This is a genomic window from Streptomyces sp. NBC_01471 (assembly GCF_041438865.1).
Taxonomy (GTDB): Bacteria; Actinomycetota; Actinomycetes; order Streptomycetales; family Streptomycetaceae; genus Streptomyces.
In genome coordinates this window covers 5,131,421-5,158,144 of record NZ_CP109450.1, presented here as the reverse complement: position 1 = coordinate 5,158,144, position 26,724 = coordinate 5,131,421, and the positions used below count along the sequence as shown (strand labels likewise).

At 71.4% G+C, this 26,724-nt stretch carries 27 protein-coding genes and 1 tRNA gene; 6 read left to right on the top strand and 22 right to left on the bottom strand.

The annotated features are described in order from the left end of the window. Nucleotides 1–141 precede the first annotated feature (141 nt). Nucleotides 142–1,656, bottom strand: a complete 1,515-nt coding sequence (locus tag OG285_RS23130) for a peptidoglycan-binding protein (protein WP_371792080.1) — start codon at nt 1,654–1,656, stop codon at nt 142–144. Between the two features lie 176 nt (nt 1,657–1,832). On the opposite strand from OG285_RS23130, the gene OG285_RS23125 reads away from it, so the two are divergent. Next, nucleotides 1,833–1,906: transfer RNA gene (locus OG285_RS23125), tRNA-Lys, on the top strand. Between the two features lie 366 nt (nt 1,907–2,272). Here the strand turns inward: OG285_RS23125 and OG285_RS23120 are convergent. Beyond that, nucleotides 2,273–2,941 carry a class F sortase gene (locus tag OG285_RS23120; RefSeq protein WP_356833358.1) on the bottom strand — a complete coding sequence of 223 codons (669 nt, stop codon included), beginning with the start codon at nt 2,939–2,941 and terminating at the stop codon, nt 2,273–2,275. Nucleotide 2,942: 1 nt separating this feature from the next. Continuing rightward, nucleotides 2,943–3,485: a hypothetical protein gene (locus OG285_RS23115; protein ID WP_356833356.1), complete on the bottom strand. Its 543-nt coding sequence runs from the start codon at nt 3,483–3,485 to the stop codon at nt 2,943–2,945. 284 nt (nt 3,486–3,769) lie between these two features. Here OG285_RS23115 and OG285_RS23110 point away from each other — a divergent pair, with 284 nt between their 5' ends. Beyond that, entirely contained in the window at nt 3,770–4,549 is a 780-nt protein-coding gene (locus tag OG285_RS23110; RefSeq protein WP_356833354.1) for an HAD-IIA family hydrolase, read from the top strand. A gap of 67 nt (nt 4,550–4,616) precedes the next feature. Here OG285_RS23110 and OG285_RS23105 read toward each other — a convergent pair whose 3' ends face one another. From OG285_RS23105 to OG285_RS23060, 10 genes are all read right to left on the bottom strand, one after another. Beyond that, on the bottom strand, nt 4,617–6,110 hold the full coding sequence (locus OG285_RS23105; protein ID WP_356833352.1) for an alkaline phosphatase family protein: 1,494 nt from the start codon (nt 6,108–6,110) through the stop codon (nt 4,617–4,619). 180 nt (nt 6,111–6,290) lie between these two features. Continuing rightward, nucleotides 6,291–7,352 carry a 2-aminoethylphosphonate ABC transporter substrate-binding protein gene (locus tag OG285_RS23100; protein WP_371792079.1) on the bottom strand — a complete coding sequence of 354 codons (1,062 nt, stop codon included), beginning with the start codon at nt 7,350–7,352 and terminating at the stop codon, nt 6,291–6,293. Nucleotides 7,353–7,405: 53 nt separating this feature from the next. Then, nucleotides 7,406–8,203 carry an ABC transporter permease gene (locus OG285_RS23095; protein WP_371792078.1) on the bottom strand — a complete coding sequence of 266 codons (798 nt, stop codon included), beginning with the start codon at nt 8,201–8,203 and terminating at the stop codon, nt 7,406–7,408. Then, complete coding sequence (locus OG285_RS23090; RefSeq protein ID WP_371792077.1) at nt 8,190–9,065, bottom strand: 2-aminoethylphosphonate ABC transporter permease subunit; 876 nt, start codon at nt 9,063–9,065, stop codon at nt 8,190–8,192. Before OG285_RS23090 ends, OG285_RS23095 begins: the two co-directional genes overlap by 14 nt. Then, the gene (locus OG285_RS23085) at nt 9,058–10,212 is read right to left on the bottom strand and encodes an ABC transporter ATP-binding protein (RefSeq protein ID WP_371792076.1); all 1,155 of its coding nucleotides are present in this window, start codon (nt 10,210–10,212) and stop codon (nt 9,058–9,060) included. Before OG285_RS23085 ends, OG285_RS23090 begins: the two co-directional genes overlap by 8 nt. Then, complete coding sequence (locus tag OG285_RS23080) at nt 10,209–10,898, bottom strand: phosphonatase-like hydrolase (RefSeq protein WP_371792075.1); 690 nt, start codon at nt 10,896–10,898, stop codon at nt 10,209–10,211. Before OG285_RS23080 ends, OG285_RS23085 begins: the two co-directional genes overlap by 4 nt. Nucleotides 10,899–10,909: 11 nt before the next feature. Continuing rightward, nucleotides 10,910–12,031 carry a TIGR03364 family FAD-dependent oxidoreductase gene (locus OG285_RS23075; RefSeq protein ID WP_371792074.1) on the bottom strand — a complete coding sequence of 374 codons (1,122 nt, stop codon included), beginning with the start codon at nt 12,029–12,031 and terminating at the stop codon, nt 10,910–10,912. Between the two features lie 148 nt (nt 12,032–12,179). Then, nucleotides 12,180–12,941 (bottom strand): GntR family transcriptional regulator, encoded by a 762-nt coding sequence (locus tag OG285_RS23070; protein ID WP_371792073.1) that lies wholly within the window; start codon nt 12,939–12,941, stop codon nt 12,180–12,182. Between the two features lie 46 nt (nt 12,942–12,987). Next, entirely contained in the window at nt 12,988–13,998 is a 1,011-nt protein-coding gene (locus OG285_RS23065; RefSeq protein WP_371792072.1) for a hypothetical protein, read from the bottom strand. Nucleotides 13,999–14,128: 130 nt separating this feature from the next. Then, on the bottom strand, nt 14,129–15,280 hold the full coding sequence (locus tag OG285_RS23060) for an ROK family transcriptional regulator (protein WP_371792071.1): 1,152 nt from the start codon (nt 15,278–15,280) through the stop codon (nt 14,129–14,131). Between the two features lie 56 nt (nt 15,281–15,336). On the opposite strand from OG285_RS23060, the gene OG285_RS23055 reads away from it, so the two are divergent. Together OG285_RS23055 and OG285_RS23050 are read left to right on the top strand one after the other, a co-directional pair. Continuing rightward, complete coding sequence (locus tag OG285_RS23055) at nt 15,337–16,410, top strand: Gfo/Idh/MocA family oxidoreductase (RefSeq protein WP_356833331.1); 1,074 nt, start codon at nt 15,337–15,339, stop codon at nt 16,408–16,410. Continuing rightward, entirely contained in the window at nt 16,407–16,889 is a 483-nt protein-coding gene (locus OG285_RS23050; protein ID WP_371792070.1) for a heme-degrading domain-containing protein, read from the top strand. The genes OG285_RS23055 and OG285_RS23050 overlap by 4 nt, the downstream gene beginning before the upstream one ends. Before the next feature lie 28 nt (nt 16,890–16,917). Here OG285_RS23050 and OG285_RS23045 read toward each other — a convergent pair whose 3' ends face one another. The 7 genes from OG285_RS23045 to OG285_RS23015 all read right to left on the bottom strand — a co-directional run bounded on the left by OG285_RS23045 (nt 16,918) and on the right by OG285_RS23015 (nt 23,042). Further along, entirely contained in the window at nt 16,918–17,595 is a 678-nt protein-coding gene (locus tag OG285_RS23045) for a TetR/AcrR family transcriptional regulator (protein ID WP_371792069.1), read from the bottom strand. Between the two features lie 256 nt (nt 17,596–17,851). Further along, nucleotides 17,852–18,709 (bottom strand): fumarylacetoacetate hydrolase family protein, encoded by an 858-nt coding sequence (locus tag OG285_RS23040; protein ID WP_356833325.1) that lies wholly within the window; start codon nt 18,707–18,709, stop codon nt 17,852–17,854. 156 nt (nt 18,710–18,865) lie between these two features. Further along, entirely contained in the window at nt 18,866–19,633 is a 768-nt protein-coding gene (locus tag OG285_RS23035) for a YidC/Oxa1 family membrane protein insertase (protein WP_356833323.1), read from the bottom strand. Nucleotides 19,634–19,734: 101 nt separating this feature from the next. After that, nucleotides 19,735–20,049, bottom strand: coding sequence for a DUF6412 domain-containing protein (locus OG285_RS23030; RefSeq protein WP_356833321.1), 315 nt, complete (start codon nt 20,047–20,049; stop codon nt 19,735–19,737). A gap of 300 nt (nt 20,050–20,349) precedes the next feature. Next, nucleotides 20,350–21,897, bottom strand: coding sequence for a sodium:solute symporter (locus tag OG285_RS23025; protein WP_371792068.1), 1,548 nt, complete (start codon nt 21,895–21,897; stop codon nt 20,350–20,352). Further along, nucleotides 21,894–22,121, bottom strand: coding sequence for a DUF3311 domain-containing protein (locus tag OG285_RS23020; RefSeq protein WP_371792067.1), 228 nt, complete (start codon nt 22,119–22,121; stop codon nt 21,894–21,896). Before OG285_RS23020 ends, OG285_RS23025 begins: the two co-directional genes overlap by 4 nt. 84 nt (nt 22,122–22,205) lie before the next feature. Then, nucleotides 22,206–23,042, bottom strand: a complete 837-nt coding sequence (locus OG285_RS23015; RefSeq protein WP_371792066.1) for a class E sortase — start codon at nt 23,040–23,042, stop codon at nt 22,206–22,208. Nucleotides 23,043–23,107: 65 nt separating this feature from the next. On the opposite strand from OG285_RS23015, the gene OG285_RS23010 reads away from it, so the two are divergent. Together OG285_RS23010 and OG285_RS23005 are read left to right on the top strand one after the other, a co-directional pair. Continuing rightward, the gene (locus OG285_RS23010; RefSeq protein WP_371792065.1) at nt 23,108–24,103 is read left to right on the top strand and encodes a hypothetical protein; all 996 of its coding nucleotides are present in this window, start codon (nt 23,108–23,110) and stop codon (nt 24,101–24,103) included. A gap of 125 nt (nt 24,104–24,228) precedes the next feature. After that, nucleotides 24,229–24,708: a very short patch repair endonuclease gene (locus tag OG285_RS23005; protein WP_371792064.1), complete on the top strand. Its 480-nt coding sequence runs from the start codon at nt 24,229–24,231 to the stop codon at nt 24,706–24,708. Here the strand turns inward: OG285_RS23005 and OG285_RS23000 are convergent. Then, the gene (locus OG285_RS23000) at nt 24,646–25,857 is read right to left on the bottom strand and encodes a DNA cytosine methyltransferase (RefSeq protein ID WP_371792063.1); all 1,212 of its coding nucleotides are present in this window, start codon (nt 25,855–25,857) and stop codon (nt 24,646–24,648) included. The genes OG285_RS23005 and OG285_RS23000 overlap by 63 nt on opposite strands. 92 nt (nt 25,858–25,949) lie before the next feature. Next, on the bottom strand, nt 25,950–26,588 hold the full coding sequence (locus OG285_RS22995; protein ID WP_371793591.1) for a protein NO VEIN domain-containing protein: 639 nt from the start codon (nt 26,586–26,588) through the stop codon (nt 25,950–25,952). Nucleotides 26,589–26,724 lie beyond the last annotated feature (136 nt).

Here is a 26,724-nt window from a genome sequence, read left to right as displayed (position 1 = left end):
CGGCCGGCTCCCCGAACCACGTCGTCCCGGCCGGCTCGACGGGCTCGACCGGTGCAACCGGCCCCCTGGGAACGTCCGTTGGTCCGGCCGGTCCCGTCTGCCCCCCGAGCTCGGTGTGCCCACCGGCTGCTGTCGTCTCGGTCATGCGAAGAGTCGCCTCCATGTCTCGGGGCCGGGATATCCGTCGGCCGCCCTGCCGGTCCATCCCTGGGCCCGCTGGAACGCCTGGACATTGCGCCGGTCCGCCTCGGTCCACCGGGATCCGGGGCCGGCCGTGTAGTACTTGCCGAAGCCCTTCTTCACCAGCTGCTTGCCGAGCTGCTCCACGTGGGGGCCGGACCGCCCCGGCTTGAAGAACGCGGCACCGGGATAGGCAGGTGTGCTCACCGTGGTACGCGCCCCGGCACTGCTCGGGCCGGCGGTGCTGCCTGTACTGGCGGTGCTGGCGGTGCTGCTCGTACTGGCGGGACGGTGGTGAGCGTTGTGACTGCTGACCCCGACGCGACCGGCCGGGCCGCTCGTACCGGCCGGGCTGCCCGTACCCGCCGGGCTGCTGGTGCTGCTGGCGGTGGTGGCGGCACCGGCAGCAACGGCGGTACTGGTCGGGCCCGCCGCACCGCTGCCGCCGGTGGCACGGCCGCCACTCGCGCCGGTCCTGCCACCCGTGCCGGTCCTGCCACCCGTGGTGCCACTCTTCCCCCCGCCCGGGATGTTCTTGCCGCCGCCCGTCACGAGCAGAGCCCAGGTGGCGGGGCCGGGCCGCCCGTCCGCGTCGGAGCCGGTCCACCCCTGGGCCCGCTGGAACGCCTGCGTGGCCAGGCGGTCCGCCTCGCCCCAGCGCGGGCCGGGGCCCTGCCGGTAGAACCGGCTGCCGCCGCGTGCGACGAGCATCCGGCCGAGCCGGGTGACGTTCGCGTTCTTCGCACCCTTCCCGAAGGACTTCGCCCCGGGGTAGGCGGTGGCCGACCGGGAACCGCCGCTGCCGGTCCTGAGCCCCTTGTAGCGGTAGGGCACGTAGCGGCTGGAGTGGGACCAGTAGGCGTACGGAGTGGACTGCACGCGGGTGTGCGGCCGTGTCTGTTCGTACGCCCGGTAATAGGTGTGGGCCGAGTTGGTCCAGCCATCGAAGATGGTGACGTGGGAGCCCTTGTTGGGGTTCGCCGGGTTGTGGAACAGCAGGATGTCGCCGGGCTGGAGATCACTTTTGTCTATCCGCACCCCGTACTGGGCCAGGTTTCCGGTCCATTCGCTGCCCTCCAGACCCCAGGCCATCGAGACGAAGCCGGAGCAGTCCTGCCGGTATCCGTCCTTCCACTTCTTGTTCATGCGGTACGGGACCTTCGCCGCCACCCACTTCGCGGCGCGGCTGATGATCGCCGACCTGGTGGTGGCGGGCAGCTGCGTGGGCTCGACCGGCGCCGCGGACGGCTCCTGGCCCTGGCCGCCGGGGTCCGGCACGGCGGCGGCCGCCGTCCCCCCGCCGAGTACCACCCCGGCGGCGGTCGCCAGCACGAGCGCGCGCCGCGCGCCGTGGGCCGCCGGGTGGCCGCCCTCTCTCAGCGAGAGAGGGCGGGAGGCCGCGCGGCGGCGCTCGATGCACCCCGCACAGCCGCAGTCGTTCGCAGGCTCGTACTCCTCGAAGACCGGAAGCGTCATACCTGTCCCCTCCGTGTTGCTGAAGTTCTGGAAAGGCGCATCTGCATGACCGTCAGCTTCTCAACTATGGGGACACATCGCATTTTGACGTATTGAATGGGGAGAAAACGAACATATGACCCACCGTGAGGTTCGGAACACCTCCCCCCGTCCGGTAAAGTTCTCCAGGTCAGCAGGCGCCGCTAGCTCAGTTGGTTAGAGCAGCTGACTCTTAATCAGCGGGTCCGGGGTTCGAGTCCCTGGCGGCGCACGCGATACCGAAGCCCCGCACCTCACGGTGCGGGGCTTCGGTCGTTTCCCCCCTCCCCCGCCACCCCCTGCCCCCTCCCCCCCCTCGCCCCGGGCCCCCTTCATCTCGTGTGAAGGAAAAGGGAGTTGAGGCCGGAGCCGTTCCCTCACGCACCCCTGCCGCCCTCCCCCGGCCGGCCGCCGCACCGAGTACGCGAGAGGGGCGCCCGGCAGGGCGCCCCTCTGACCGGTCCCCCACGGGGGACCTCAGGTGGATCAGGCGAAACAATTCGGATGAGTAGGTCAAACAGGTCACGGAGCCCGGGCCGACCGGACGGCTCCAGACCGCACGGCCCATCCCCTCACCCCATCCCCTCACCTCATCCGCTCACGCCTTCGGCACACCCGTGAGGTACGCCGAGACCACCACATTCGCGCTGTACGCCCGCGTCGTACGGTCGAACGAGCCACCGCAGGTGATCAGCCTCAGCTCCGCGCGGCCGTGCACCCGCTCCCCGTAGACCTTCTTCGCGTTGAAGTGGCTGCGCTGGAAGACCTGGACATCGTCGATGGTGTACTCGCTGACCGAGCCGTCGGAGCCCGTTACCCGCACCTTCTCGCCGGGACGGACCGCACTCAGGCCGTAGAAGACCGCTTTCCTGGTGTTCGTGTCGACGTGGCCGACGAGCAGCGCGGCCCCGACGGCGCCGGGACGGACGCCGCCGCCGAACCAGCCGACCTCGTCCGGAGCCTCGAACGGCGGCGGGTCGACCGCGCCGTGGGCGTCGAGCCCGCGGGGCACGATCGGGGCGTTGATCCCCACCGAGGGGATCTGCACCCGCCGCGGCCGCACCCCGGCGAGCGGGTCATGGGCCGGTGGCAGCGTGACGCCCAGCGGGCGGCCCACCGCGGCCACATCACCGGTCTTCGGCCCCGAGCTCCCCTCGGGGCCCTCGGTGATCTGGCGGCCCCAGAGCCACAGCCCGAGCAGCAGTACGGCCCAGGCGACCCCGGTCAGCAGTCGTCCGCTCCCCGATGACGAGCCCTCGGACGACACGTCAGCTGCTGCGCCGGCGGCGGATGCTGCGCCCGGCGACCGCCACGGCGGCGATTCCGGCGAGCACCAGGCCGGCGACGGTGTGCCGGGTGCCCGGAGCGGACTCGTCGGCCGCGACCGTGGCCGTGGCTCCCCCACCCGCGTGAACGGGAGCGGTCGGGGTGATCAGCGGCCTGGGGTGATCGTGGCCGCCGCCTTCCCGTACGACGGTGATCGTGCCGGTGACGACCGTGCGCCCGCACCTGACCTGGACCGAGTAGTCCTTGGACTGGGCGTCGGCGCGGATCCGCGCGGCGGCGTACATGGAGCCCGCGTCGGCGGCGGGTGAGAACTGGGCCTGCGAGTCGAAGGCGTCGGACCTGCCGTAGGGCTTGCCGCTCTTGCAGCTCACTCTCAGGTCCACCTCCTCGCCGGGAGCGATGACGGACGGGCTGACCGTGACCGTCCCCGAGGACCCTTCGGCCGGGGCCGCGATCGCGGCTGCGGGGAACAGGGCAGCCGCGGCCGCCGTTGCGGCACAGAGAGTGATGGGTATGAGACGCATGGTGAACCTCCTGTTACGAAGGTTGCTGCCTGGCGGGCTGTCCCGCATCCCGGAAAGCCGCACATACGTCCGATCGGGGTGCGGCCCGGTCGACGCCGCCGGAACGGTCCCGACGGGCACCCCCGCACAGTCGGCCCGTGCGCGTACCGCCCGTGCGCCCGGGGGCCTCGGTGGACGGCCCATTCCGGCCACCGGACCGGCGTGAATAGGATGGCCGCCTCGGAGCGCCCGTACTGTTCGGATCTCCGGTGATCATCCCGCCGAGCCGCCAGGAGCCAGCCCGCATGACAGAGCGCAAGCCCATCGAATCGTGGCTCACGGACATGGATGGCGTACTGATGCACGAGGGCGTCCCCGTGCCCGGAGCCGATGCCTTCATCAAGAAACTGCGGGACACCGGGAAGCCGTTCCTCGTGCTCACCAACAACTCGATCTACACCCCGCGGGACCTGCACGCGCGGCTGCAGCGGATCGGCCTGGAAGTCCCGGTGGAGAACATCTGGACCTCCGCCCTCGCCACCGCGAAGTTCCTCGACAACCAGCACCCGGGCGGCACCGCGTACGTCATCGGCGAGGCCGGGCTGACGACCGCCCTGCACGACGCCGGATACATCCTGACGGACGCCGACCCCGACTTCGTGATCCTCGGGGAGACCCGGACCTACTCGTTCGAGGCGCTGACGCGGGCGATCCGGCTGATCAACAACGGTGCCCGCTTCATCGCCACCAACCCCGACAACACCGGCCCCTCGCCGGAGGGCGCCCTGCCCGCGACGGGTTCGGTCGCCGCCCTGATCACCAAGGCGACCGGCAAGGACCCGTACTTCGTCGGCAAGCCCAACCCCCTGATGATGCGCACCGGGCTCAACGCGATCGGCGCCCACTCGGAGAGCTCGGCCATGATCGGCGACCGGATGGACACCGACGTACTGGCAGGTCTTGAGGCCGGGATGGAAACCTTCCTGGTGCTCACCGGGCTGACCGGCAAGGACGACATCGGCCGCTACCCGTACCGGCCGACCACGGTCGTGGACTCCATCGCGGATCTGGTCGACCTCGTCTGACCGGTCCCGGCCCGGGGGCGTCCCGGCGGCACAGTTCGGTGCGGCCGGACGCCCCCGGGCCGCCTCTTCACCCCGCGGTGATGCCGACCCCGTCGACCGTCCAGTACCAGTTGTTGCCCCCGGTGTAGCGGAACCGCACCTGGGCGCTGGTGGCCCCGGCCGGGACCTGGAGCGTGAGGTTCTCGACGCGGGACGAGGTGTCCGCGGTGTACGTGCGCACGCTCACCGGGGCCGCGCCGTCGTAGCTGACCAGCACCTCGCCGCGCTGCGGGGCCTCCTGGCGGTAGTACGTCGTGTACGTGAGGGTCGCCGGGCGGCCGCCCCGCACCGGGTAGGCCGGGCTGACCAGGGTCGAGTCGAACGACCCCGTGACGGACTTGTCCGACCACTCGTCCCCGTCGGCGACCGCGAAGACGCCGCGCGCCCGGACATTGGACTCGCGCTGCTGGTCCGGCTCGGCCTTCGTCCAGAACTCGTCGGTGGTGAAGGACCAGCCGCGCCACTCGGTGACCCCGCCGGTGCCCATCGTCGAGTTGTCGACCGACCAGCCGGGCGGCGGGGTGTGGGTGAAGCCGATGACGCCGGCCCCGATGCCGCTCTCGTCGACCGGTCCGGTCAGCCGGGGGCGCAGCGCGTCGAACGCGTCGTCGCCGGGCTGCTGGAGCGGCCTGCCGTCGAGGCCCCAGGCGGGGTCGATGGCGATACCGAGGTGGGCGAGGGCGGAGGCGGCGACGTCCGGCATCCGGATGTCGTACCGCGTCGAACCGGCGCCGATCCCGGTGCCCCGCGCTATCAGGAAGGTCTGGCGCTCCTGCCAGCTGGAGCCGCCGTGACCGCCGGGGTCGGTGTGGCCGTGGTCGGCGGTGACCATGATCAGCCAGTTCTCCGACGCGTACGCCGAGCGGGACTCGACCGCCGCGACGAACTGCCCGACCGAGGTGTCCACGGCGTGGATCGCGTCGAGGTACTGCTGGCTCGCGGCGCCGTGTTCGTGGCCCGCCTCGTCCACCCCGTCGAGCTGGACGAAGTGCGCGTCGGAGTTGCCGGTGGCGAGTTGGGCGACGAGCCGCGAGGTGGTCCCGGTGTCGTACTCGGCGCTCGGGGTGTTGACGCGGGTGTCCACCTTCGAGGAGAAGACCGTCGTGGTGATCGGGTTCCAGGACGCGATGGCGTACGTGCCGAGCGCGGGCTTCGCCTTCTCGACGCGGGTCAGGAAGTCCGGGTACTGGGCGAAGTTCTGCCCGGCGAAGGTGTTGTCCATCACCTTGTGCTTGTCGGGCCAGACCCCGGTGATGATCGTCGACCAGCCGGGGCCGGAGAGCGTGGGGGCGAAGGGGGCGGCGTACAGCGGGCTGGCCGCGGTCAGACCTGCGGCCCGCAGCGCCTTGAGGTGCGGGGCGTCCGCCACTTCGATCTTGCTGAGCAGAGTGCCGTCCAGGCCGATGACCAGGACCTTGGGCTTTCTGGCGGCGGCGCGGGCGACCTGGGCGAGGGGGCCCGCCGCGACGGCGAGGGAGGCGGCGCCGATGAGGAGGGAGCGGCGCGACAGCTGCGAAGACACGTGATCCTCCGGTGAGGGGTGGGGTGGTGCGTTCGGTTCAACGCCCCTGCTCGTGACAGGGGCGTTGACGTCGGGACTAGACCCGTTATCTTTTCGCAATAGATCGTCGGCGACCAGAGGCGTGCGGTGACGTTCTCACCAACACCCGGTTCTCCGGCGGTCCTTCAGCGGTCGGCGTGCTCAGCTGTGGGTGGCCGACTTCCAGTCCTCGACGTACGACGTGAGGTTCTTCGCGATGTCGTCCCAGTCGGGCGCGAAGACCTCGACGCCCTTCATCAGCCCGCGCAGCGCGGTCGCGTTGGCGTCGGTGGCCTTGACGTCCCGGCGGGACGAGAAGCCGCCGCCGATCTCGCTGACCTGCTTCTGGGCCTGCTCGGCGAGCATGAAGTCCAGGAGCTTCCTGCCGTTCGCGGAGTGCGGCGCCTTGCTGACAAGACCGGCCGCGTACGGCAGCGCGAAAGTGGTCGGCCTGCCGCCGCCCGGCGCCGCCGGGAACCAGATGCCGAGGTTCGGCATGGTCTTCGACTGTGCGTAGCTCATCTGGACATCGCCGTTCGCGGCCAGGATCTCGCCCTTGTCGACCTTGGGGGCGAGTTTCCCGGTCGAGGCGGACGGGCCGACGTTGTTCGCCTGGAGCTTCCCCAGGTATGTCATGGCCGCCTTCTTCGAACCGAAGTCGTGCATCGCCTTGATGAGCACGGCGGTGCCGTCGCCCGCGACGCCCGGTGTGGAGTACTGGAGCTTGTTCTTGTACGGGGCGCCGAGCAGCTCGTCCCACGTGGTGGGCGCGGTCTTGAGCTGCTTCTTGTTGTAGATGAAGCCGAAGTAGTTGTTCACCACCGAGGTCCAGGTCCCGTCGGCCCCCTTGTCGGCCGGGGCGACCTGGCCCGAGCCCTTGGGCGCGTACTTCTGGAGCAGCCCCCTGGCGTCGGCCTGCTGGATGAACGGCGGGAGAGTGACGAGGACGTCGGCCTGGGTGTTGGACTTCTCGCGGACCGCGCGCTGCACGACCTCGCCCGAACCGCCCTCCACGTAATTGACCTTGATGCCGGTCTGCTTCTCGAAGTCCTTGAAGACCCGGTCGTACCAGCCGTCGTTGTTCTCGCCCTTGAGGCCGTCGGCGCTGTAGACGGTGACGGCCTTGGCGTCGGAGGCGGCGGAGGATCCGCCGCAGGCGGAGAGGGAGCCGGCGAGGACCAGGGCCCCGGCGACGGCGGCGAGCGGCTTGATGGAGTGGCGCATGACGTTTCGTATCTCCTGGGGATGAGGTGAAGCAGGGTGTCGGAGGCGGGAGTTCAGCGGTAGGACGCCCTGGTCCGGATACGGGAGACCCCGGACAGGACCAGCAGCGTCGCCGCCATGAGGACCACCGCGACCGCGGCGCCGGTGAAGAGCGAGCCCCGGTCGGTGGCGGCGAAGATCTGGACGGGGAGCGGTGTCCAGTCGGGCGGGTAGAGCATCATCGTGGCGCTCAGTTCCCCCATCGACAGGGCGAAGCAGAGCCCGGCCGCCGCTGTCAGGGACGGCAGCAGCAGCGGCAGCCTGACCTTCCACAGGACGTACGAGGGGCGGGCCCCCAGTGAGGCCGCGGCCTGCTCGTACACCGGGTCGAGACGCCGGATGGCGGCCGCGACCGACTGGTGGGCGAACGCCGTGACGAGAACGGTGTGCGCCAGGACCACGATCGTGGAGGTGCCGTTGAGCAGGACCGGCGGCTTGCTGAACGCCACCAGCACGGCGAGACCCACGACCACCGACGGCACCGCGACCGGCAGCATGAACAGCGCGTCCATGAAGCGCCGCCCGCGCTTCCCCAGTGCGGCGCCGGCGAGCGCCGACCAGGTGCCGACCGTCAGCGCGAGCACGCTCGCGCACCCGGCGGTGACCAGGCTGGTGGTCAGGGCCTGGAGGGAGTCCCCGCTGGTGGCCGCCGCGTAGTGGCCGACGGTCGCACCGGACGGGAGGGCGCCCGACCAGTCGGTGGCGAACGAGGCCAGCAGGATCACCAGGAGCGGCAGGGCGAACAGGGGCAGGAAGAGGGCGAAGAAGAGGACCCAGGTGGTCCACTTGCCCGTACGGCTATGCACCAGCACGGCGGGCCACCATCCGGTAGAGGGAGTAGAGCCCGACGGAGATCGCCACGTTGACGACGGCGACCACGCACGCGGCCGGGTAGTCGGATTCGAGGATCGCCTTGCCGTACACGAGCATCGGCAGGGTCGTCACGCCCTTGGCGCCGGTGAAGAGCACGATGCCGAACTCGTTGAGGCACATCACGAGCACCAGGCTGCCGCCCGCGGCCAGCGCGGGCAGCGCCTCGGGCAGGATGATCCGCCGTACGATCCGGGCCGGCCCCGCCCCCAGCGAGGCGGCCACCTCCAGCTGCGCGGTGTCGAGCTGGGAGAAGGCCGCGAGCAGCGGCCGCATCACGAACGGCGTGAAGTAGGTGATCTCCGCGAGGAGTACGCCCCACGGCGTACCGAGGAACTGGAACGGCCCCTGGTGCGCGCCGGTCACATCCGTCCAGGCCCCGTTGGCCATGCCCGCCGAGCCGTAGACGAAGAGCAGCGCGAGCGTGATCAGGAAGGACGGGAAGGAGAGGAAGACGTCGATGAAGCGGGCGACCGCCCTCCCGCCGGGGAAGGGTACGAAGGCGATCACCACGGCGAGCGCGAACCCGAGGACGAGACAGCCGGCGGTGGAGCCGACAGCCAGCCAGACGGTCGTCGTCAGCGCCTGCCGGAAGGCGTCGGATGCGAAGACCTGGGTGTACGGGGCGACCGACGTGCCGCCCGTGTCCGGGGTGAAGGACTGCTGGACCACGAGGGCCAGCGGGTAGAGGAAGACCAGCGCCAGTACGGCGACGGGTGGCAGTGCCCAGATCCACCGCGGCAGCGAACGGGTCGCGGCCGGGGCGGTATCGGCGGTCGCCGCGACCGCGGTGGCGCTAGCCATCGGACGCTCCGGCCAGGGCGCCCGCCGGTGCTTCCGCCCCGGCGCCCGGTGCCGCGGCAGCCGTCACGCCCGCGGTGAGCAGTACGGCGTCCTCGGCGGCGAAGTGCAGCGTCGCCGGGTCACCCAGCGCCGGGGTCTCGCGCAGTTCGCGCACATCGGCCTTGACCCGGTGACCGTCCACATCGACCAGCAGCCGGTGGGTGGAGCCACGCCACTGGACCTCGGCGATCCGGCCGCGCAGGATGTTCGGGCCCTCGCCGAGCCCGACCAGGTGGGGGCGTACGCACAGGGTGGCCGTGGCGCCGTCGGCGGCGCCGTCCGTACCGGTCACGGTCAGTTCCGTGCCGGCGAAGGACACCACGGCGCCGCCGGAGTCCGCTGCCGCGCTCCGTACCGTGACCGGCAGGAGGTTGGCGTTGCCGACGAAGGAGGCGGTGAACTCGGTGCGGGGGCGCCGGTACAGCTCCTGCGGGGTGCCGCAGTCCTGGAGGCGGGCGCGGTCCATCACGGCGATACGGTCCGCCAGGGTGAGCGCCTCGACCTGGTCGTGCGTGACGTACAGGATCGACACCTCCGGCAACTCCCGGTGCAGCCGGGCCAGTTCGGCCAGCATCCCGGAGCGCAGCTGGGCGTCGAGTGCGGAGAGCGGCTCATCGAGGAGCAACACCCCGGGCCGGATGGCCAGGGCCCGCGCGATGGCGACGCGCTGCTGCTGGCCGCCGGAGAGTTCGCGCGGGTAGCGCTTGGCGTAGGACGCCATACCCGTCATCCCGAGCGCCTCGGCGACGCGCTCCGGGATCTCGCCCTTGGGTACCTTCTGCGCCCGCAGGCCGAAGGCGACGTTGTCCTCGACGCGCAGGTGCGGGAAGAGCGCGTACTGCTGGACGACCATGCCGACGCCCCGCCGGTGCGGGGGCAGCCGTGTCACGTCGCGGCCGCCGATGAGGACGCGCCCGGCGACGGGCCGGACGAATCCGGCGACGGCGCGCAGGGCGGTGGTCTTGCCCGATCCCGAGGGGCCGAGCAGGGCCATCACCTCACCGGGCTCGACGGTCAGGTCCAGCGAGTCCAGGACGGTGGTCCCGGCACTCCTGCCCTGTGCGCCGTACGCCACCGAGACCCCGTCGAAGCGGATGCCGCTGCTCATGTCCCCACCGGCGGTGCCAACGCGGCGAGCAGGCCGGGCAGTTCGGCGACCGAGCCCAGGACGTGGGTGGCGCCGTGCTGCTCCAGCCGCCCCCGGTCGTGGGCGCCGGTGAGGACACCGGCCACGACGCGGGCCCCGGACCGTACGCCGCTGAGCATGTCGTACGAGGTGTCGCCCGCGACCGCGAGCTGGTCCACCCCGTCCACGGCCCGGGTCCGCAGGAACGCGGCGAGCACCATGTCCGGGTAGGGCCGTCCGCGGCCTCCGGCGTCGGCCGGGCAGAGCGTCAGCTCGACCAGGTCCTGCCAGCCGAGCGCGGCGAGGATCGCGTCCTGGGTGGCCCGGGCGAAACCGGTGCTCAGGACCACGGTCCGGCCCTCGTCCCGCATCCGCTCGATGGCTTCGCGCGCGCCGGGCACCGGGGCGATGTGCCCGGCGGTGACCAGCTCGCCGTACGCCTCCTCGAAGGCGGTGTTCGCCCGCCGGGCCTTCTCCTCGTCGCCGAAGAGGTGCCGGAAGACGGAGATCTTGGACTCGCCCATGGTGGCGCGCACGTGGTCGAGCATCGAGTCCGGCTCGGCGCCCATCCGCCGCGCGGCGGCGGCGAACGCCCGCTCGACGAGACCGCCGTCGGCGACGGTGGTGCCCGCCATGTCGAGCACCACCAGATTGATCGGTTTGTTCACGGTCAACTCACTCACCATCCAAGGTCGTTCGCGGTCTTTTCGGCTATCGCCGGGGAACAGGTCATGCCGCGCCCGCCGGGCCCGGTGACCAGCCACACGGCGTCGCGCACCTGCTCACGGTGGACGACACGGGTGGTGTCGGTGCACTGCGCGTACACCCCGGCCCAGCGGTGGCGGATCTTCGGCAGCGGCCGGCCGAGGAAGGACTCGGCGACGCGGGCGACGTGCTCGTACGGCTCCTCGCGCACGTCGAAGGCGAAGGGGTGCTCGTACTCATGGGTGTCGCCGATGGTCAGACCGCCGTCCGCGCGCTGCACCATCAGCAGCTGCATCCGGTGTGCGGCGGCCACCGGGTCCTGGGCCTGCCGCGCGTTGAGCGCGTCGAGGGCCCCGGAGGCGTACGCCGGGTAGTAGCGGAAGGAGTCGGCGTCGGCCACGGACGTGGTGAGGCGTTCGCCGAGCGGCTCGGTCTGCATCATCTGGAGGCGGACCCGCCGGACCGGCAGTTCGGGGGCGAGTTCGCGCACCAGACCGCCGAGCCAGGCGCCGGTGCAGAGGACGACGGCGTCCCCGGTGTGCACATCACCGTGGTCGTCGCGCACCGACCGGGCGCCGACGACCTCGCGGACCTCCCGCCCGCCGAGGTAGGTGTATCTCCCGCTCGCCAGCAGGGCCTTCTTCAGCTCCAGCTGGGCGGTGCGCGGCTCCACGGCCGCGTCCTGCCCGCACCACAGGGCCGCCTCGAATGCGCCCCGCAGGGCCGGGTTGGCCTCGCGCGCCTCCTGCGGGGTCAGCAGCCGGTACCCGCGCGCCGCCGCGTCGTCCCGCTTCAGCGCGGCCTCGGCGACGGCTCGTTCCAGTGCGTTCCGTACGGGGGTGAGCGAACCGGTGGCACGGAAGCCGATGCCGGGCACCCGCTTCCCGATCTCCTCCCACAGCTCCCGGGCGCGCAGCGCCGTCGCCAGCTCCTCCCCGCCGGCCCGTCCGCTGACCCACACCTGCCCGAAGTTACGGAGCGAGGCGCCCCGCGCCTCGGTCTCGCGCTCGATCTGTACGACCTCGTGGCCGCGTTCCACTGCGTGCCAGGCGTGCATGGTGCCCACCACGCCGGCTCCTACGACGATGACTCTCACGGCGGCAACGCTGCTGGGGGCGGATGGCCCGGCGCCGACCCGGAGGCAACGGCACGGTGAACAGCCCCGCAAGTCTGGACTAGACCCGTTACGTTTCCGTTACCCAGGCGCCCGGGTCGAGCCGCCCCGGGCGCGCTCCGTTCGCGGCTCAGCCCGCCCCGAGGCGGGTGGTGAAGCTGAACCGGTCGCCCCGGAAGAGGGTCCGTACGCGCTCCAGGGGCAGCCCCTGCGTGTCGCGGGAGACGCGGTGGATCAGGAGCATCGGCAGCGCGGGCGGTGTCCCGATGAGCAGCGCCTCGCGCGGTGTGGCCAGGACCGTCTCGATCCGCTCGTCGGCGTCGCCGAAGCCGATACCCAGCCGGTCGCGGAGGAAGCTGTAGAAGGAGGAGTCGGGATCGAACTCGCTCTCCAGGGACGGGACTCGGGCCACCGCGACATAGGTGCTCTCCAGGCCGACCCGCTCCTCGTCCGCGAGCAGCACCCGCTCCAGATGCCAGACCGGCTCGCCCCGGCCGAGCCCGGTCTCGGCGGCGAGTGCGTCGGGGCAGGGGAAGCGGTCGAGCGAGATGAGATGGCGCCCGGGGGTGCGGCCCTGACGGCGCACCCCCTCGGTGTAACTGGCCAGCGACAGCGGCTGTTCGAGCTTGGGGCCCGCGACGACGGTCCCCCGGCCCTGCCTCCGCAGCCGCCCCTCCAGGACCAGTTCGCGCAGCGCCTGCCGTACGGTCTCGCGGGACACCTCGTACCGTACGGCCAGATCGCGCTCGGTGGGCAGCGCCTCGCCCTCGCCCAACTCCTCCATGAGCAGCGCGACATGAGCCTTGACCGCGTAGTACTTGGGGATGCGGCCGTGCTCCGGGATGCCGGAGCGGATGGGTGCGCCAGGTGCCTGGCTGTGCGGGTAGTCCACGGGGCGATGGTCCCAGACCCGGGTGAACGGACCGGCGGAGCGGTGCCTACCTGCGGCGCTGGATCCTCGGGCGCCGTGATCCCACGACCAGGGCCGCGCCCAGCAGGACACAGGTGCAGGCGACGGTGCCCAGGGTGCGCAGCCGGTGCGAACCGGTCCTGGCGAGCTCATCGGCGAAGCGGTGGGCGCCGTTGCGGGGCCCCACTCCGGGGCCGTCACCGATCCGGCCGCCGACGAGCCCGTCGTGGTCCCGGCCCGGGATGCGCTCCCCGGGGACCCGCTCGCCGGGAACGTCCGTCCTGGTGGGGTCGGCGGGCGGGGTGGCGGTGATGGCGAAGCGGTAGTCGCCGGAGTCCCCGACCCAGTCCCCGTCGTCGCCGTGCCGCCGGACGACGGCCGCGTCGGCGGTGACCTCGTCCGGGGTGGTGCCGTCGGCGAACGCGAGCCGGACCGGGACGGAGACGGTCCGCCCCGCCGGAACGTCGAACCCACCGGCCGCGTCGGCCTCGCCGGACCCCTCAGCCCTGTCGGCCTTGCCGGACCCGTCGGCCCTGCCTGATTCGTCGGCCCTGCCGTCCCCGTCGCCGAACGGACCGATGTGCTCGTCCTCGTCGGTGGTCGTGAAGGGCACGGCCCGCCAGCGGTGTGCGGCGGGGTCGTTGAACTCCAGCCGGATCTGGCGGTCCTGCAACTTCCGGCCCCGGTCGACGATGACGACGACGGGGTGAACGTCCCGGCAGACGCCGTCGGAGGTGTTGGTCAGGTCGAGCGACCAGGTGTCGGGGTCGCCGCCGGGCACGTACGAGGTCGGGCCGCCGTGGATCCGGGCCTCGACCGGGAAGGCGGAGCCGTCCCGGTCGGCGCAGGGGATGACATGCGCCGCGAAGCCGTGGGCGGCGCCGCCCTGCGTGGTGAAGTCCCGGGCTGTGAAGTCCTGCGCCGTGCCGACCCGGGCCGTCGCCGGTGGTGCGGCCATGAGCAGCAGCAGGGAGGCCAGGGCGGCAGAGGTGGCGGCGGCCGGGGCCGCTCCGGTGGCGAGGGCACTGCGCAGTCGCATGGGGACGCCTTTGCTGATCGCGTAGGTCCGGGCTCCGCACACCGAACCGCACCGCCCCGCCCGGCCGGGCCCGCCACGACCGCGTACCGCCGAATGACCGGAGCCTTCCCGCCCGATCAGCCCATTGTCATCAGGGCCGACGGGCGCTGAACGGGGCCGCCGCCCGCCCGAAGTGCCCGAACACCGGGGCGAGCACCAGCTGCGCGGCCCCCTCGGCCACGAGCCGCCGCCCACCGCCCGCAGTGTCCACCGGGACCGCCTCCGGTCCGCCCTCGTGCCGGGCCCGCTCGGCGAGCACGGCGCCCACACCCCGTACGAAGACGTCCGGGGCCGCGTCGACCGTACGGCCGCCGAGCAGCACCCGGTCGACGTCGAGCAGCCGTACGAGATTGGCCGCGCCCACACCGAGGAAGCGTGCGGCTGCCGTGTGATCGCCCCCGGCCACGGCGGCCAGGCAGAGCGCCTCGATACAGCCCCGGCCACCGCAGCCGCACGGCGGGCCGTCGAGCTGCACGGTCTGGTGCCCGAACTCCCCGGCACCGGTGCGCGGCCCCCGGTAGAGCGCGCCCCCGAGTACCAGACCGGCGCCGAGCCCGGTCCCCAGATGCAGATACGCGAACGAATCGCCGGGCCCGCGCAGCGCCAGGCCGAGCGCGGCCGCATTGGTGTCCTTGTCGAGGACGACGGGCAGGCCGAGCCGTGCACGGAGTGCGTCCCGCAGCGGATGGCCGTCCCACTGCGGAAAGCCGGTGACCCGGCGCAGCACCCCGGTGTCGTGGTCGAGCGGGCCGGGGGCCGCGACCCCGACGCCCAGGACCGGCGGCCGGCCGCCGGAAGGACCCTCCTCGCCCGCGTCCGCGACCACGGCGGCCACCGCGTCGGCCGCCGCCGCACCCACCGCGTCCGCGCCCGCCCCGAAGTCCAGCTCCGCGCTCCGCCCGGCGACGACCGCACCCGCCAGGTCCACCAGTACCGCGCCCAGGCGGTCCCGGTCCAGATGCAGCCCGACCGCGTACGCGGCGGCGGGCACCAGCCGCAGCACCGTGCGCGGCTTGCCGCCGGTGGAGGCCCGGCGGCCCGCCTCCGCCGCGAACCCCTCCGCCCGCAGCCGGGCGGTGATCTTGCTGACGGCCTGCGGGGTGAGTCCGGTCCGCTCGGCGAGTTCGAGACGGCTGATTCCGGCCTCCCCCGCCGTACGCAGCAGTTCGAGCACGAGCGCCGCGTTGTGGCTGCGCAGCGCGGGCAGATTGGCGCCGGACCCGGCGGTGTCACTCCTGTTCACGTCCCCATTGTGCGGCACACTTGCACTTTGGCAACACCGTTGCTTAAGTGGTTCGCATGACTGCACACCCGCTCCGCGTCGGACTCGTCGGCTACGGCCTCGCGGGTTCCGTCTTCCACGCACCGCTGATCTCGGCCACCGACGGCCTCGTCCTCGACACGATCGTCACCTCGAACGAGGACCGCCGGGAGCAGGCGCGCGCCGAGTTCCCCGGCGTCCGGTTCGCCGACAGCCCGGACGACCTCTGGCCGCACGCGGACGAGCTGGACCTGATCGTGATCGCGTCCCCGAACCGGACGCATGTGGCGCTCGCGACGGCCGCGCTCACGGCCGGGCTGCCGGTCGTCGTGGACAAGCCGCTCGCGGGCACGGCCGCCGAGGCCCGTGAGCTGGCCGCGCTGGCCGGTGAGCGCGGGCTGCTGCTCTCCGTCTTCCAGAACCGCCGCTGGGACAACGACTTCCTGACCCTGCGGGAGCTCATCGCGGACGGCCGGCTGGGGGACGTCCAGCGCTTCGAGTCCCGTTTCGAGCGGTGGCGGCCTCAGCTCAAGGGCGGCTGGCGCGAGTCCGGCGACCCGTCGGACATCGGCGGGCTCCTCTACGACCTGGGCAGTCACATCGTCGACCAGGCGCTGGTGCTCTTCGGGCCTGCGGTCCGGGTGTACGCGGAGTCGGACGTCCGCCGCCCCGGCGCCCGCGCCGACGACGACACCTTCATCGCGATCACCCATGCGAACGGCGTCCGTTCCCATCTGTACGCCTCCGCCACCACCGCCCAGCTCGGCCCGCGCTTCCGGGTGCTCGGCTCGGCGGCCGGCTATGTGAAGCACGGGCTGGACCCCCAGGAGGCGGCGCTGCGCGAGGGCGCGCGCCCCGCGACCACGGCGGGCTGGGGCGAGGAGCCCGAGTCGCTGTGGGGCCGCATCGGTGCGGGCGAGTCCCCGCTGACGGGTGGCGGTTCACCCGTACCGACCCTGCCCGGCGCCTACCCGGCGTACTACGCGGCTGTCGCAAGGGCCCTGCGCGACGGCACCCGGCCGCCGGTCACGGCGGACGAGGCGGCGGCGACGCTGGACGTCATCGAGGCAGCCCGGACCTCCGCACGCGACGGCGTCACGGTGGAGCTGTGAGCGCCGACCGCCCCGCGCTGCCCGGGGTCGCGGAGCTGGAGGAGCAGGAACGCCGGCTGGTTCTGCGGCAGTTCGGCCCGGACGACGCATGGGCGCTCGGCACCCTGCTGACCGGACTCGCCCGGGAGCGCGGCGCGCCGGTGGCGATCGACATCCGGCACGGCGCGCAGCAGCTGTTCCACTGCGCGCTGCCAGGGGCGAGCGCCGACAACGACGCCTGGATCGAACGCAAGCGCCGGGTCGTGGAACGGTACGCGGCGAGTTCCCTGCTGGTCGGCGCCCGGTTCCGCGCCAAGGGGACGACGTTCGACGACGCGTCCCGGCTGGACCCGGACCGGTACGCGGCGCACGGCGGTTCGTTCCCGCTGACGGTCGCGGGCACCGGCGTGGTCGGTACGGTCACGGTCTCGGGCCTGCCGCAGGCCGAGGACCACGCCCTGGTCGTGGAGGCACTGACCCGCTTCCTCGCGGCCGGCTGATCCGGGCCCGCCCGCCGCCGGGCCCGGATCAGCGGCCGTACGCCCGCAGGAAGACCTGCACCCCGACCGCCGTGATCCGGTCGGTCTCCTCCGGGGGCAGCGGGCTGATGCCCCAGTACGACCGGTGCACAATGTCGGTCGACGTCAGCGCCATGAAGTGCGCGGCGGCCAGGGCCGGGTCGCCGCGCACGTCGATCAGCTCCGCCGCGTCCAGCGCGGCCATCGCGACGGCGAACTGCCGGTTCACCGCGCGCGGCCCCGCCTCCTGCCAGGCGTCCAGGACCTCGGCGGGGACGTGTCCGGCCTCCGCGTAGATGTGCCGCACCAGCGAGAAGTGGTCGCGGAACTCCGCCATCAGGCCGACCAGGGCACGGGCGAGAGCGAGCAGATCCCGCTCCAGGTCCGCCGCGCGTGGCAGCCGGTCCACCTCCAGATACCGTGCCAGCAGGGCCAGTTGGGCGTCCCGCATCTGTCCGGAGCTCCACTGCACCACCGTACGGAAGAGCTCTTCCTTCCCGCCGGGGAAGTGGTTGTAGAGGGTGCGGGTGGAGGCGCCGGCCTCGGCGGCGATCGTGTCGATGCTCGCGCGCGAGTAGCCGTCCCGCCCGAACACCTCACAGGCGGCGTACGAGATCGACGCCGCCTTGTCGGTCCTGGCCCGGCGCGGCGCGGCCGCCGCCTTCCCGCCTGCACCCGTGCTGGTCATCGGCGCTCCTTCGTCATGGGCGTCCCGTGCCGTCGGGGAGCACGGTGCTGAACATCGTCTCCCAGGCCGGTCGGCACACCGGCCGGGACGCCGCTGGACGGCGGGGCACGGGGTTCGCACCCGGTTCATCCCACAGGGCTCAGCGCACCGGGCGCATCGCACGGCGGGGGCCTGCGGGCCGGTGTCCGGACGGTCACCGGCCCGCAGGCTTCGCACGGGCAGCACCCGGGCCCCCGCAAAAGGGCCGTACCGGCCGCTACGCGTCCTTGAGCGGCTGGCGCTGCCGTCCGAGCCCTTCGATCTCCAGCTCCACGACGTCCCCCGCCCGCAGGTACGGCTTGGGGTCGGGCTGTCCCATCGCCACCCCGGCAGGCGTACCGGTGTTGATGACATCGCCCGGGTACAGCGTCATGAACTGGCTCAGGTACCGCACCACCTCGCCGACCGGGAAGATCTGGTCGGCGGTCGTGCCGTCCTGCTTCAGCTCACCGTTCACCCAGAGCTTCAGCGGGAGCGCCTGCGGGTCGGCCACCTCGTCGGCGGTGACCAGCCAGGGGCCGAGCGGGTTGAACGTCTCGCAGTTCTTGCCCTTGTCCCACTGGCCGCCGCGCTCGATCTGGAAGGCACGCTCCGACACGTCGTGCGCGACCGTGTACCCGGCGACGTGGCCGAGCGCCTCCTCCGCCGACCCGAGGTAGCGGGCCGTACGCCCGATGACGACGGCCAGCTCGACCTCCCAGTCGGTCTTCTCGCTGCCGCGCGGTACGAGCACGGTGTCGTCGGGGCCGACGACGGTGTCCGGCGCCTTCATGAAGACGATCGGTTCGGCGGGGATGTCCGCGCCGGTCTCCGTGGCGTGGTCGTGGTAGTTCAGCCCAATACAGACGATCTTGCCGATCCGGCCGACCGGCGGCCCGATGCGCGGCGCCTCGCCGTCGAGGGCGGGCAGCACCCGGGCAGCCGCGGCGGCCCGTATCCGGTCGAGTGCCGCCTCGTCGGCGAGCAGTGTGCCGTCGATGTCCGTGACCAGCGCGGAGAGGTCACGGAGGGTTCCGTCGGCGTCGAGCAGTGCGGGGCGCTCGGCCCCGGCCGTTCCGACACGCAGCAGCTTCATGGTCAGTCTCCCAACGATTGGACCGGTCCGGCCGATGGGTTGCGGCCATCGGGGGATTGGCTGATCCTCCAAGTTCGAGGTCCAGGCCGCAAGACCCCGTTCACAAGCTGGACCACTCGCTCCCTCCGCGGCGCCCCGTGAACCGCAGCTCAGGCGCTAGACGGGGCTGGCGACGGCCGCCGCGGCGGGCAGCGTGTCCCGGTAGAGGAAGGCGCGCTCGACGGCGGTCCAGGTGGTGCTGGTGACGACGTACAGGGCGGCGGCGAGCGGCACGTAGGACACCGTGAGGAGCGTCGCGAACGACATCAGCGGCATCACCTTGGTCATCGCGCCCATCGCTCCGGCGCCGGGCCCCTCGACGGCGGCAGGGGCCGGAGCGGCGGCCATCATCCGCTTGGTGCGGCCGTAGTTGAACGTGGCGACGGCGGCGACGATCACGAAGAGCACCAGGTAGACGACGCCCTGCTCGCCGAAGAGCCCGCCGTGCCCGATCGCGTCCTTCAGCCGGCCGCCGAGGGGGCTGCCCAGGAGGGTGTGACCGAGCAGTGAGTTGGTCGAGCCGCCGATGTGCGTACTGGAGAAGAGGTGGTACGTCACGAAGAACGCGGGCATCTGCAGAAGGCTCGGCAGGCAGCCGCTGAGCGGGGAGATCTTCTCCTCGGCATGCAGCTCCATGATGGCCTTCTGCATCTTCTGCGGGTCCTTGGCGTGCTTCTTGCGCAGTTCGGCCACGCGCGGGGCGAGTTTGGTGCGGGCCTTCTGGCCCCGGGCAGTCGCCCGCGAGAGGGGGTGCACGGCGAGTCGCACGCAGGCGGTGAAGAGGATGATCGCGGCGGCCGTCGCCGAACCGTGGAAGAGCGGCTGGAGCAGGTCGGCGATGTGCGTGACCAGGCTGGCGAAGGCAGCGAAGAAGGAAGAGAACACGGGAAAACCCTCCGGGGGGTCTCGTCGCGGGCCGGACAGGAAGACATGTCGGCGTGACGGCCCGCGGCGGAAACCGGGGGGAAGGTGGTGCGGAGGGTGTCCTACGCGGCCGTCGGGACGGGACGGCCGGGTGCTCGGGGCCTGGGCCTGCCCGAGGCGTCGGGATCGCGTTGCGGCAGGAAGGCCGTACGCCGCTCACGGTCGCGGATGGCCGTACGGATCCGGGTGCGCGGCACGGCCGGCGCGTTGCGCGAGGTGATGAGCGCACACGCGGCGAGCGCGGACCCGACCGCGGCGGTGGCGGCGAGCGCGACGGCGGAGGAGAGCGTGCCGCCCTCGACGAGCAGGGCCTCGGCGAGGAGGAAGAAGAGCAGCGCGATGATGGGCCGGGGCAGACGCATGAGCCGAGCGACCATGTCTTCCACCCCTTTCCGGTGTCTGCTTCTCTCCGGTGCCTGCGTCTGTCTGCGTCGCGTTTCCGGTGGCTGCGTCGCATGGGCACGGCGTGCTCCAGGCTGAAAAACGTACTCCAGCCGTTATACACGACCCGCTTCGATCGGCTCCAGCAGCCTGCGGGGCTCCAGGAGCACGCGGCTGACCGGATTGTCCGGCTCCGGGGCGACCCCGCGGCCGGGCGCATCCCCCCGTCCCCCGGCGGTGCTGCTCCGCCCGCGCCGCCCGCTTCACTGACACGTACCGCCCGAGCCCGCCCGGCTTCAGGCGAGAACGTCCGCTCCCCCGCCGCTACCGGCGCCACCGCCGTCAACCGCACCGTCCGCGGGCCCGATCGGATCGCGGGCGAGCAGCTCCCCGTCCGGCCGTGGGTCGCGGTCGCGCGGCCCCGCGTACGTCACAGCCAGCGCCACCACGAGGTTGGCGCCGAGCGCGACGATGCCCGCGTTCACACCCCACACCGGATCGTGATCGCTGAACACGAAGGCGCACACCACCCCCACCCCGACGACCAGACCACTGCCCGCGCCGAGCAGCGTCAGCCGCCGCCACACCAGCCCGAGCAGCAGCATCGGCAGGAGCTGCGCCATCCCCTCGTACGAGATGAGCGACAGCCGTACCAGTGTGTTGGGCGCGGTGTACGTCAGGACCAGCGCCAGCGCTCCCGCGACGACGACCACACACTGCGAGGCGCCCTTCTGCCGCTCGCGCCAGCGCGGTACGAGAGAGAGCACGCTGCGGCCCCACATCGTGCCGATGACCAGCATGAAGATGGCCATCGGCACGATCGAGGAGAGCGCCGCGGCGACCCCGATGACGCCGACGGCCCAGGCGGGCAGCGAGTCCACCACCAGCTTGAAGAGCGCCAGATTGGAGTCGGCGCCGGTCAGGTGCGGCACCACGAAGAGGGCAGCCAGGCCGAGGAACATCGGGACGAAGAGCAGGATGTTGTACGCGGGCAGCCAGACCGCGTTCTTGCGGAGCACGTCGGCGCTGCGCGCCCCGAGGTACCCGGCGACGGTGGTCGGGAAGATCACCACGGTCAGCGAGTTGAGCAGTGAGGTCGTCACGTACCAGGCCTGGCCGAGCCCGCTGCCGCCCGGCCCGCCGCCCCCGTGACCGGGGAAGGTCAGCCAGTCGCCCTTCTCGGTGACGACGCGGTGCAGGAAGTCCCCGTACCCGTCGAAGTAGTGCAGCGGCACGTAGAACGCGAGGAAGGCGAGGGTGCCGATGACGAGCGCGTCCTTGAGGACGGAGACCCAGGCGCTCCCCCGGAGTCCGCTGATCACGACGAACCCGGTGGTGACGGCGAAGGCCACGAAATAGGCCCAGTTGAGGCTGATCGCCCCGTACGAGATGGTCGAGACGACGACGCCCATGCCGGTGATCTGGAGCTGGATGTACGGCAGCAGGAAGACGGTCGCGAGGACGGCGACCGCCGCACCGAGCCAGGGTCTGCCGTACCGGTGCGCGATCATGTCCGTGATCGAGACGAGGCCGTGCCGCCTGGCGTACGCCCAGAGCGTCGGCCCGACCACGTACCCGAGGGCGTAGCCGCAGGACATGTACGCGACCACGTAGAGCACCGGGGCCCCGTAGTTGTAGCCCCAGCCGGCCGCGCCGAGATAGCTGAAGCTGGTGTAGCCCTCGCCGGCCATCAGGACCCAGATGAAGACCGGGCCGAGACTGCGCCCGCCGACGGACCACTCGGCGAGCCCGCCGGTCCGGCCGCCGCGGACGGCGACCAGGCCGAGAACGACGGTCGCGACCATGAAGACCGCGAAGATCGAGGTGGCGACAGCGGCGTTCACCGGCGACCACCCGGCCGATCCGCGCGCCGGTCCGCGCGATGGTGGTCCGCCCGGTGGGTGAGCCAGACGGCGAGCGGCGTGAGGAGCGTCGCCGCGATCATCCAGAGGAAGAGGAAGGGCAGTCCGAGCAGAACGGGCCGTACGCGATTCACGAACGGCACCGCCCCCAGGAACAGCACAAAGGGCACAAGCAGCCACAACAGCTGAGGACGACGTCTGAGCACGTCAGTGACCTTAGGCGGTGTCGGGGGCGGACCGGGAGGGCGCCGGGCCGGTCGGGAGGGCGGCGGGCCGGTTCCGGTGCGCGCTCAACGGGGGCGCATGGACCGCAGGGTGGCCCAGACGGCGAGCCGGTAGCGGGAGGTGTACTCGGGGGTGCAGGTGGTCAGCGTGAGGTAGTAGCCGGGCGCGCTGTACCCGTACTGCGGCTTGACGGTGCTGCGCGGCACGGCGGCGATCACCCCGCTGTCGCGCGCGGAGGTCTGCGGAAGGCTCTTGTCGACGACGTACGTGTAGACAGCGCTGCCGGTCTCGACGGTGACCGTGTCGCCGTGCCGGAGCCGGTTGATGTAACGGAACGGCTCACCATGGGTGTTGCGGTGCCCGGCGAGCGCGAAGTTCCCCGCCTGGCCGGGCCCGGCAGTCTGTACGTAATGCCCCACATAACCCTTGTTGAGGACATTCTGCTTGCTGACTCCCTGCGCGATCGGCGCGGTGATCCCGATACGCGGGATCCGGATCACCGCGTACGCCTTGTCCCAGACGGGCCCGCGCGCGGCCGGCCGGCCGGCCGCGGAGCCCGACCGGCCACCCGGACCGGCACCGGTACCGGGGCCGCTGTCCGGACCGGGCGACGGACCGGCAGGAGACGGAGTGGCGGGAGTCACATCCCCGTCGCCCGCGCCGCTTCCGCTCCCCCGCCCGCCGTCCCACTTCCGCTCCAGCGCCTGCACTTGACGCGCGGCGCCCTGCCGGGCCTCGCGGTTGGTCCACCACAGCTGCTGCACGACGAACAGCAGCACGATCAGCCCGAGCGTCACGGTCACTTCGGCGCCGGTCCACAGCCCGCGCGCGAGGACGGTACGGCCCCGTGAGGCCGCCCACTGCACCACTACCGGAATCGCGTCCCGCCTCGGCTGCTGCACGGGCGGCACCATAAGCGCTGGATCCGGAAGTCTCCAGAGCCCCGCACGGCAGTACGGTGTGGAGCATGCGCCCCGACACTCCCGCCGATCACATCGCCGAAGCCGAGCGCCTGCTGCGCACGGCCGAGCAGTACCCGGAGGACCAGGAGCCGCTGCTGCTCCAGGCCGCGGCCCACCTGGAACTGGCCGGCGACCGCGCCCGCGCCACGACGCTCTACGACCGGCTGCTGGCAGGCCCGGCCGAGAACCTCGCCCTGATCAAGGCCCTGCAGGCGGCCAACCTCTGGGAGTACGGCCACGAGGCCGAGGCCCGCGCCATGATCGACGGCATCCGCGCCTCGACCCCGCGGGATCCGGCCCCCTGGGCGATCGTCGCGGAGACCCTGGAGGCCCACGACGAACCGGACGCCGCCCACGCCACCTTCACCAAGGCCCTGACCCTGCTGGTCGACCCGGCGGAAGAGGTCCCGTACGCGGCCCAGGCCCTCCTCACGGGCCGCCACCGCGTGAGCAGGGCCCTGGGCAACGAGCACGACGCGTGGGACGCCCTGGCGGACTCCGTCCACACGGGCGACATCAGCCTCGACGAACTCCACGACCCGAACCGCCTGTGGGCGCTCGGCTCGGACGACCCGGCGGTGCTGCGCGCGGAAATCGCCCGCCTCCAGTCGGAGTTGGGCACCTACCGGGCGGCCCTGTCCCGCCCGTTCCCGGTGGCGGTCCTGCACTGGCAGGCCGAGGAACTCACCGAACTCCTGGCGGCGTACCCGGCCCTGGAGGCGGAGTACCCCTCCCACGCGACGCACCTGATCGAAATCGAGTCGGCGCTGCGGGAACTGTCGGCGGCGGGCACGAAGAACCTGGGCATCGTGACGGGAAGCATCCCGTCGTACGAAGCCTTCGCAGCCTCGGAGTCGGCATCCCCATCGGAAACGGCCCTGCTCCCCCAGTACGCGACCACGCTGGCAGCCCGAGGCCGAGCCGTCTCCTGGCCCCCGGCCCGGAACGCGGCGTGCTGGTGCGGGGCGGGGGTGGCTTATCGGGGGTGTCATGGGGCGTAGGGGGCAACGCCCTTGTCCGAAGACTGCCCGGGCCGAACGCCGGGCCCCGCAAGCAGGAAGGTGGTCGCGAAAGCCACCTTCTTCCCGCCTCGCGGTGGGCAGAGGACATCCCGAAGGGCGGAACTGTGCCAGAGGACGAGACCTGGGTACCGCCGGAAGGCTCGTGGGCATCCTCCGCCGCTCGGCGCAGAAACATGCAGGCGATCCGTAGCCGGGACACGAAGCCAGAGCAGTTGGTCAGGCGCTTGGTACACGCGAATGGACTGCGTTACCGGGTAGCCGCGCGGCCTCTGCCAGACCTCCGGCGGACGGCTGACCTCGTCTTCCGCCCTGCAAAAGTAGCGGTCTTCATCGACGGCTGCTACTGGCACGGGTGCCCTGAGCACTATCAGGCACCAAGGACGAATCCGGGCTACTGGTCAGAGAAGGTCGCGGGCAACATGGCCCGCGACCGGGACACCGATCTACGCCTCAATCAGGCAGGCTGGACCGTGCTCCGGTTTTGGGAGCACGAGCCGCCCGAAGAATGTGCTGGAACGGTCTCACGCGTTGTCGCCGACCGCCGGAGAGCTCTCCTCAAGAGGAAGTTGAGGGGCAACGAGTGACGGGTCCTGTTCGGGCTCGAAATCGGGCGTGGGGTCCTCCACCAGAGGGCCCTTGCGCAGCAACGCTTCCCTGATTTTCGCTCCGACCGCCTCAGCGACTGGCGGTGGAAATGCGTTGCCCACCTGTCGGTAACGAGCTGTCTTGCCCCCGGTGAACTCCCATTTCCCCTCGGGGAACCCTTGGATGATGGCAGCCTGCGCTACCGTAAGTTTTGGGCCGCGGCCCAAAACCCCCAAGTCCCGGTCGGGGTCCACCATCTTGTCCTCGTCGTTTGCTACACCCATGCCATCTACACCAAGGAAGCCCCAGGCTTTCTTGGCCCGCGTCGGGCCGAGGTCGGCACCGCCATGCTTCTTTGATCCCCCGACAAGGGTGGGCGCGACGGGACTTGACTTCGACTTCTTTTCCCACTGCTCATATAGTTCCGACTCCAAGCCGCCGAGTCGTCGCTCCATGGAGGACTGGAGCTTCTCGTGAACTGTTACCACTTGATCGTGTGGTGCAGGCCAGTCGAACCCCCGGTACGAGTCCTTCCGGATAGCCACGAGAATCGCACGGGGCCGAAGTTGGGGAACCCCGAAGCTCTCAGCATGGAGGACTCGCCAATCGCAGATCACATAACCAGCTTTGCGAAGACGATTCTTGATGTGGTTCCTGTAGTACCGAAACTTCTCAAATGGCTCCACGAGACCGCGCACATTCTCAATCATCACTGCACGCGGGTTGAGATCCTCCACCAGGTCCAGCATCGCCGGGAAAAGGTCTCGCTCGTCATCGCGACCGAGCTGTTTTCCTGCGGCAGAGAATGGGGGGCAGGGAACACCGCCCGCAAGGAGATCAAGCTTGCCCCGCTTGAGCATGGGATACTGCTTTCCCGGCTTTCGCTCGGAGACCCCCGGGGCTTCCGGAGCGAAAACTTGTTCAAGCGCGTCGAAACCCTTGACGTCTCCCTCGTGGATCAGGCAGTGCTCTTTCTCCCATTCCCACTCAGGACGAAGCTTGACGTTGTGCCTGAGCGTCGCAGCCGCGTGCTTGTCGATCTCGACCAGCGCAAGGTGCCGGAAACCCGCCGCATGCAGTCCGAGAGCTTGTCCGCCAGCACCCGCGCAAATCTCGATCGAGGTCAGTTGACGGCCGACGGTACCCATCGGTTCCTCCTGGTGCGGTGCGTGCGGACACGCAAGTGTCGCATCCCATCGGCCCAGGAGAAGCATGACCGTCCACCTGTCTCTGCGGGCTGTCAACTCCCCAGCAGTCCCACCAGGTCACGAGCCCCGTCGCAACAGGTACCGGGCGGGCCGAGGCCGCTGATACCGGGGACCACTTCACAGTCCGGAATGACAAGGCGTACGGATTCCCAGCGGCCACCCCCGTCCCTGTCCATCGGAACCGCCTGGGCGATCCACTCGCGGCTTACCGTCGCGACGTCCTGAACCTGATCGTGACCGTCAAGCCGGACAGCGATCATCCTCCAGCTCGGATCCGCACACATGATGTGGAACTCGTGGCGGGAGAGGTGGACCACGTATCCCCTGATCGCCGTTGTGGACTTCACTTCAAGATGTAGCTCTCCTCCGGCTACGTCAGTGGCCGCGATGTCATAGCCAAAGCCGTCCGCCTCCAGCGAGACCTGCCGCGCCGACCAACCCCCCTGCCTGAGCATCTGTAAGAGCCCCGCCTCCCCAGCCTCACCGGTCCGCACCCTCCTCTCCAGGTCAATCTTGCCGCTCACGGTCATCACTGCCGCCTCGGGATTGTCGCCCCCAAGCCCGAAAACCTGGCCGGCGGCCAGTACTTCAGCAAGCGCAGCCTCCACGCGACCGGGCCGCATGCGCTCGGCAGCATCCAGGAAGATCTGAAACGCCGATTCCGGGTCCATCGGCACCAGACGGTCTCCACGCCCAAGCAGGCCTGTCTCCCGAAGCCAGATCAGTCCACTCAGATACTGCGCGGGAGCGAGGTCAGCGAAGCGCGGATGGTTAGTGAAGAGCGCGAGCGCCCTCGGCGCGTCTGCT

Coding starts and splice junctions, on each gene's coding strand:
- OG285_RS23130 (WP_371792080.1), bottom strand. CDS start 1,656: ATGACGCTTCCGGTCTTCGAGGAGTACGAGCCTGCGAACGACTGCGGC.
- OG285_RS23115 (WP_356833356.1), bottom strand. CDS start 3,485: ATGCGTCTCATACCCATCACTCTCTGTGCCGCAACGGCGGCCGCGGCT.
- OG285_RS23110 (WP_356833354.1), top strand. CDS start 3,770: ATGACAGAGCGCAAGCCCATCGAATCGTGGCTCACGGACATGGATGGC.
- OG285_RS23100 (WP_371792079.1), bottom strand. CDS start 7,352: ATGCGCCACTCCATCAAGCCGCTCGCCGCCGTCGCCGGGGCCCTGGTC.
- OG285_RS23090 (WP_371792077.1), bottom strand. CDS start 9,065: ATGGCTAGCGCCACCGCGGTCGCGGCGACCGCCGATACCGCCCCGGCC.
- OG285_RS23085 (WP_371792076.1), bottom strand. CDS start 10,212: ATGAGCAGCGGCATCCGCTTCGACGGGGTCTCGGTGGCGTACGGCGCA.
- OG285_RS23065 (WP_371792072.1), bottom strand. CDS start 13,998: ATGCGACTGCGCAGTGCCCTCGCCACCGGAGCGGCCCCGGCCGCCGCC.
- OG285_RS23055 (WP_356833331.1), top strand. CDS start 15,337: ATGACTGCACACCCGCTCCGCGTCGGACTCGTCGGCTACGGCCTCGCG.
- OG285_RS23045 (WP_371792069.1), bottom strand. CDS start 17,595: ATGACCAGCACGGGTGCAGGCGGGAAGGCGGCGGCCGCGCCGCGCCGG.
- OG285_RS23040 (WP_356833325.1), bottom strand. CDS start 18,709: ATGAAGCTGCTGCGTGTCGGAACGGCCGGGGCCGAGCGCCCCGCACTG.
- OG285_RS23030 (WP_356833321.1), bottom strand. CDS start 20,049: ATGGTCGCTCGGCTCATGCGTCTGCCCCGGCCCATCATCGCGCTGCTC.
- OG285_RS23010 (WP_371792065.1), top strand. CDS start 23,108: ATGCGCCCCGACACTCCCGCCGATCACATCGCCGAAGCCGAGCGCCTG.
- OG285_RS23000 (WP_371792063.1), bottom strand. CDS start 25,857: ATGGGTACCGTCGGCCGTCAACTGACCTCGATCGAGATTTGCGCGGGT.
- OG285_RS22995 (WP_371793591.1), bottom strand. CDS start 26,588: ATGGACCCGGAATCGGCGTTTCAGATCTTCCTGGATGCTGCCGAGCGC.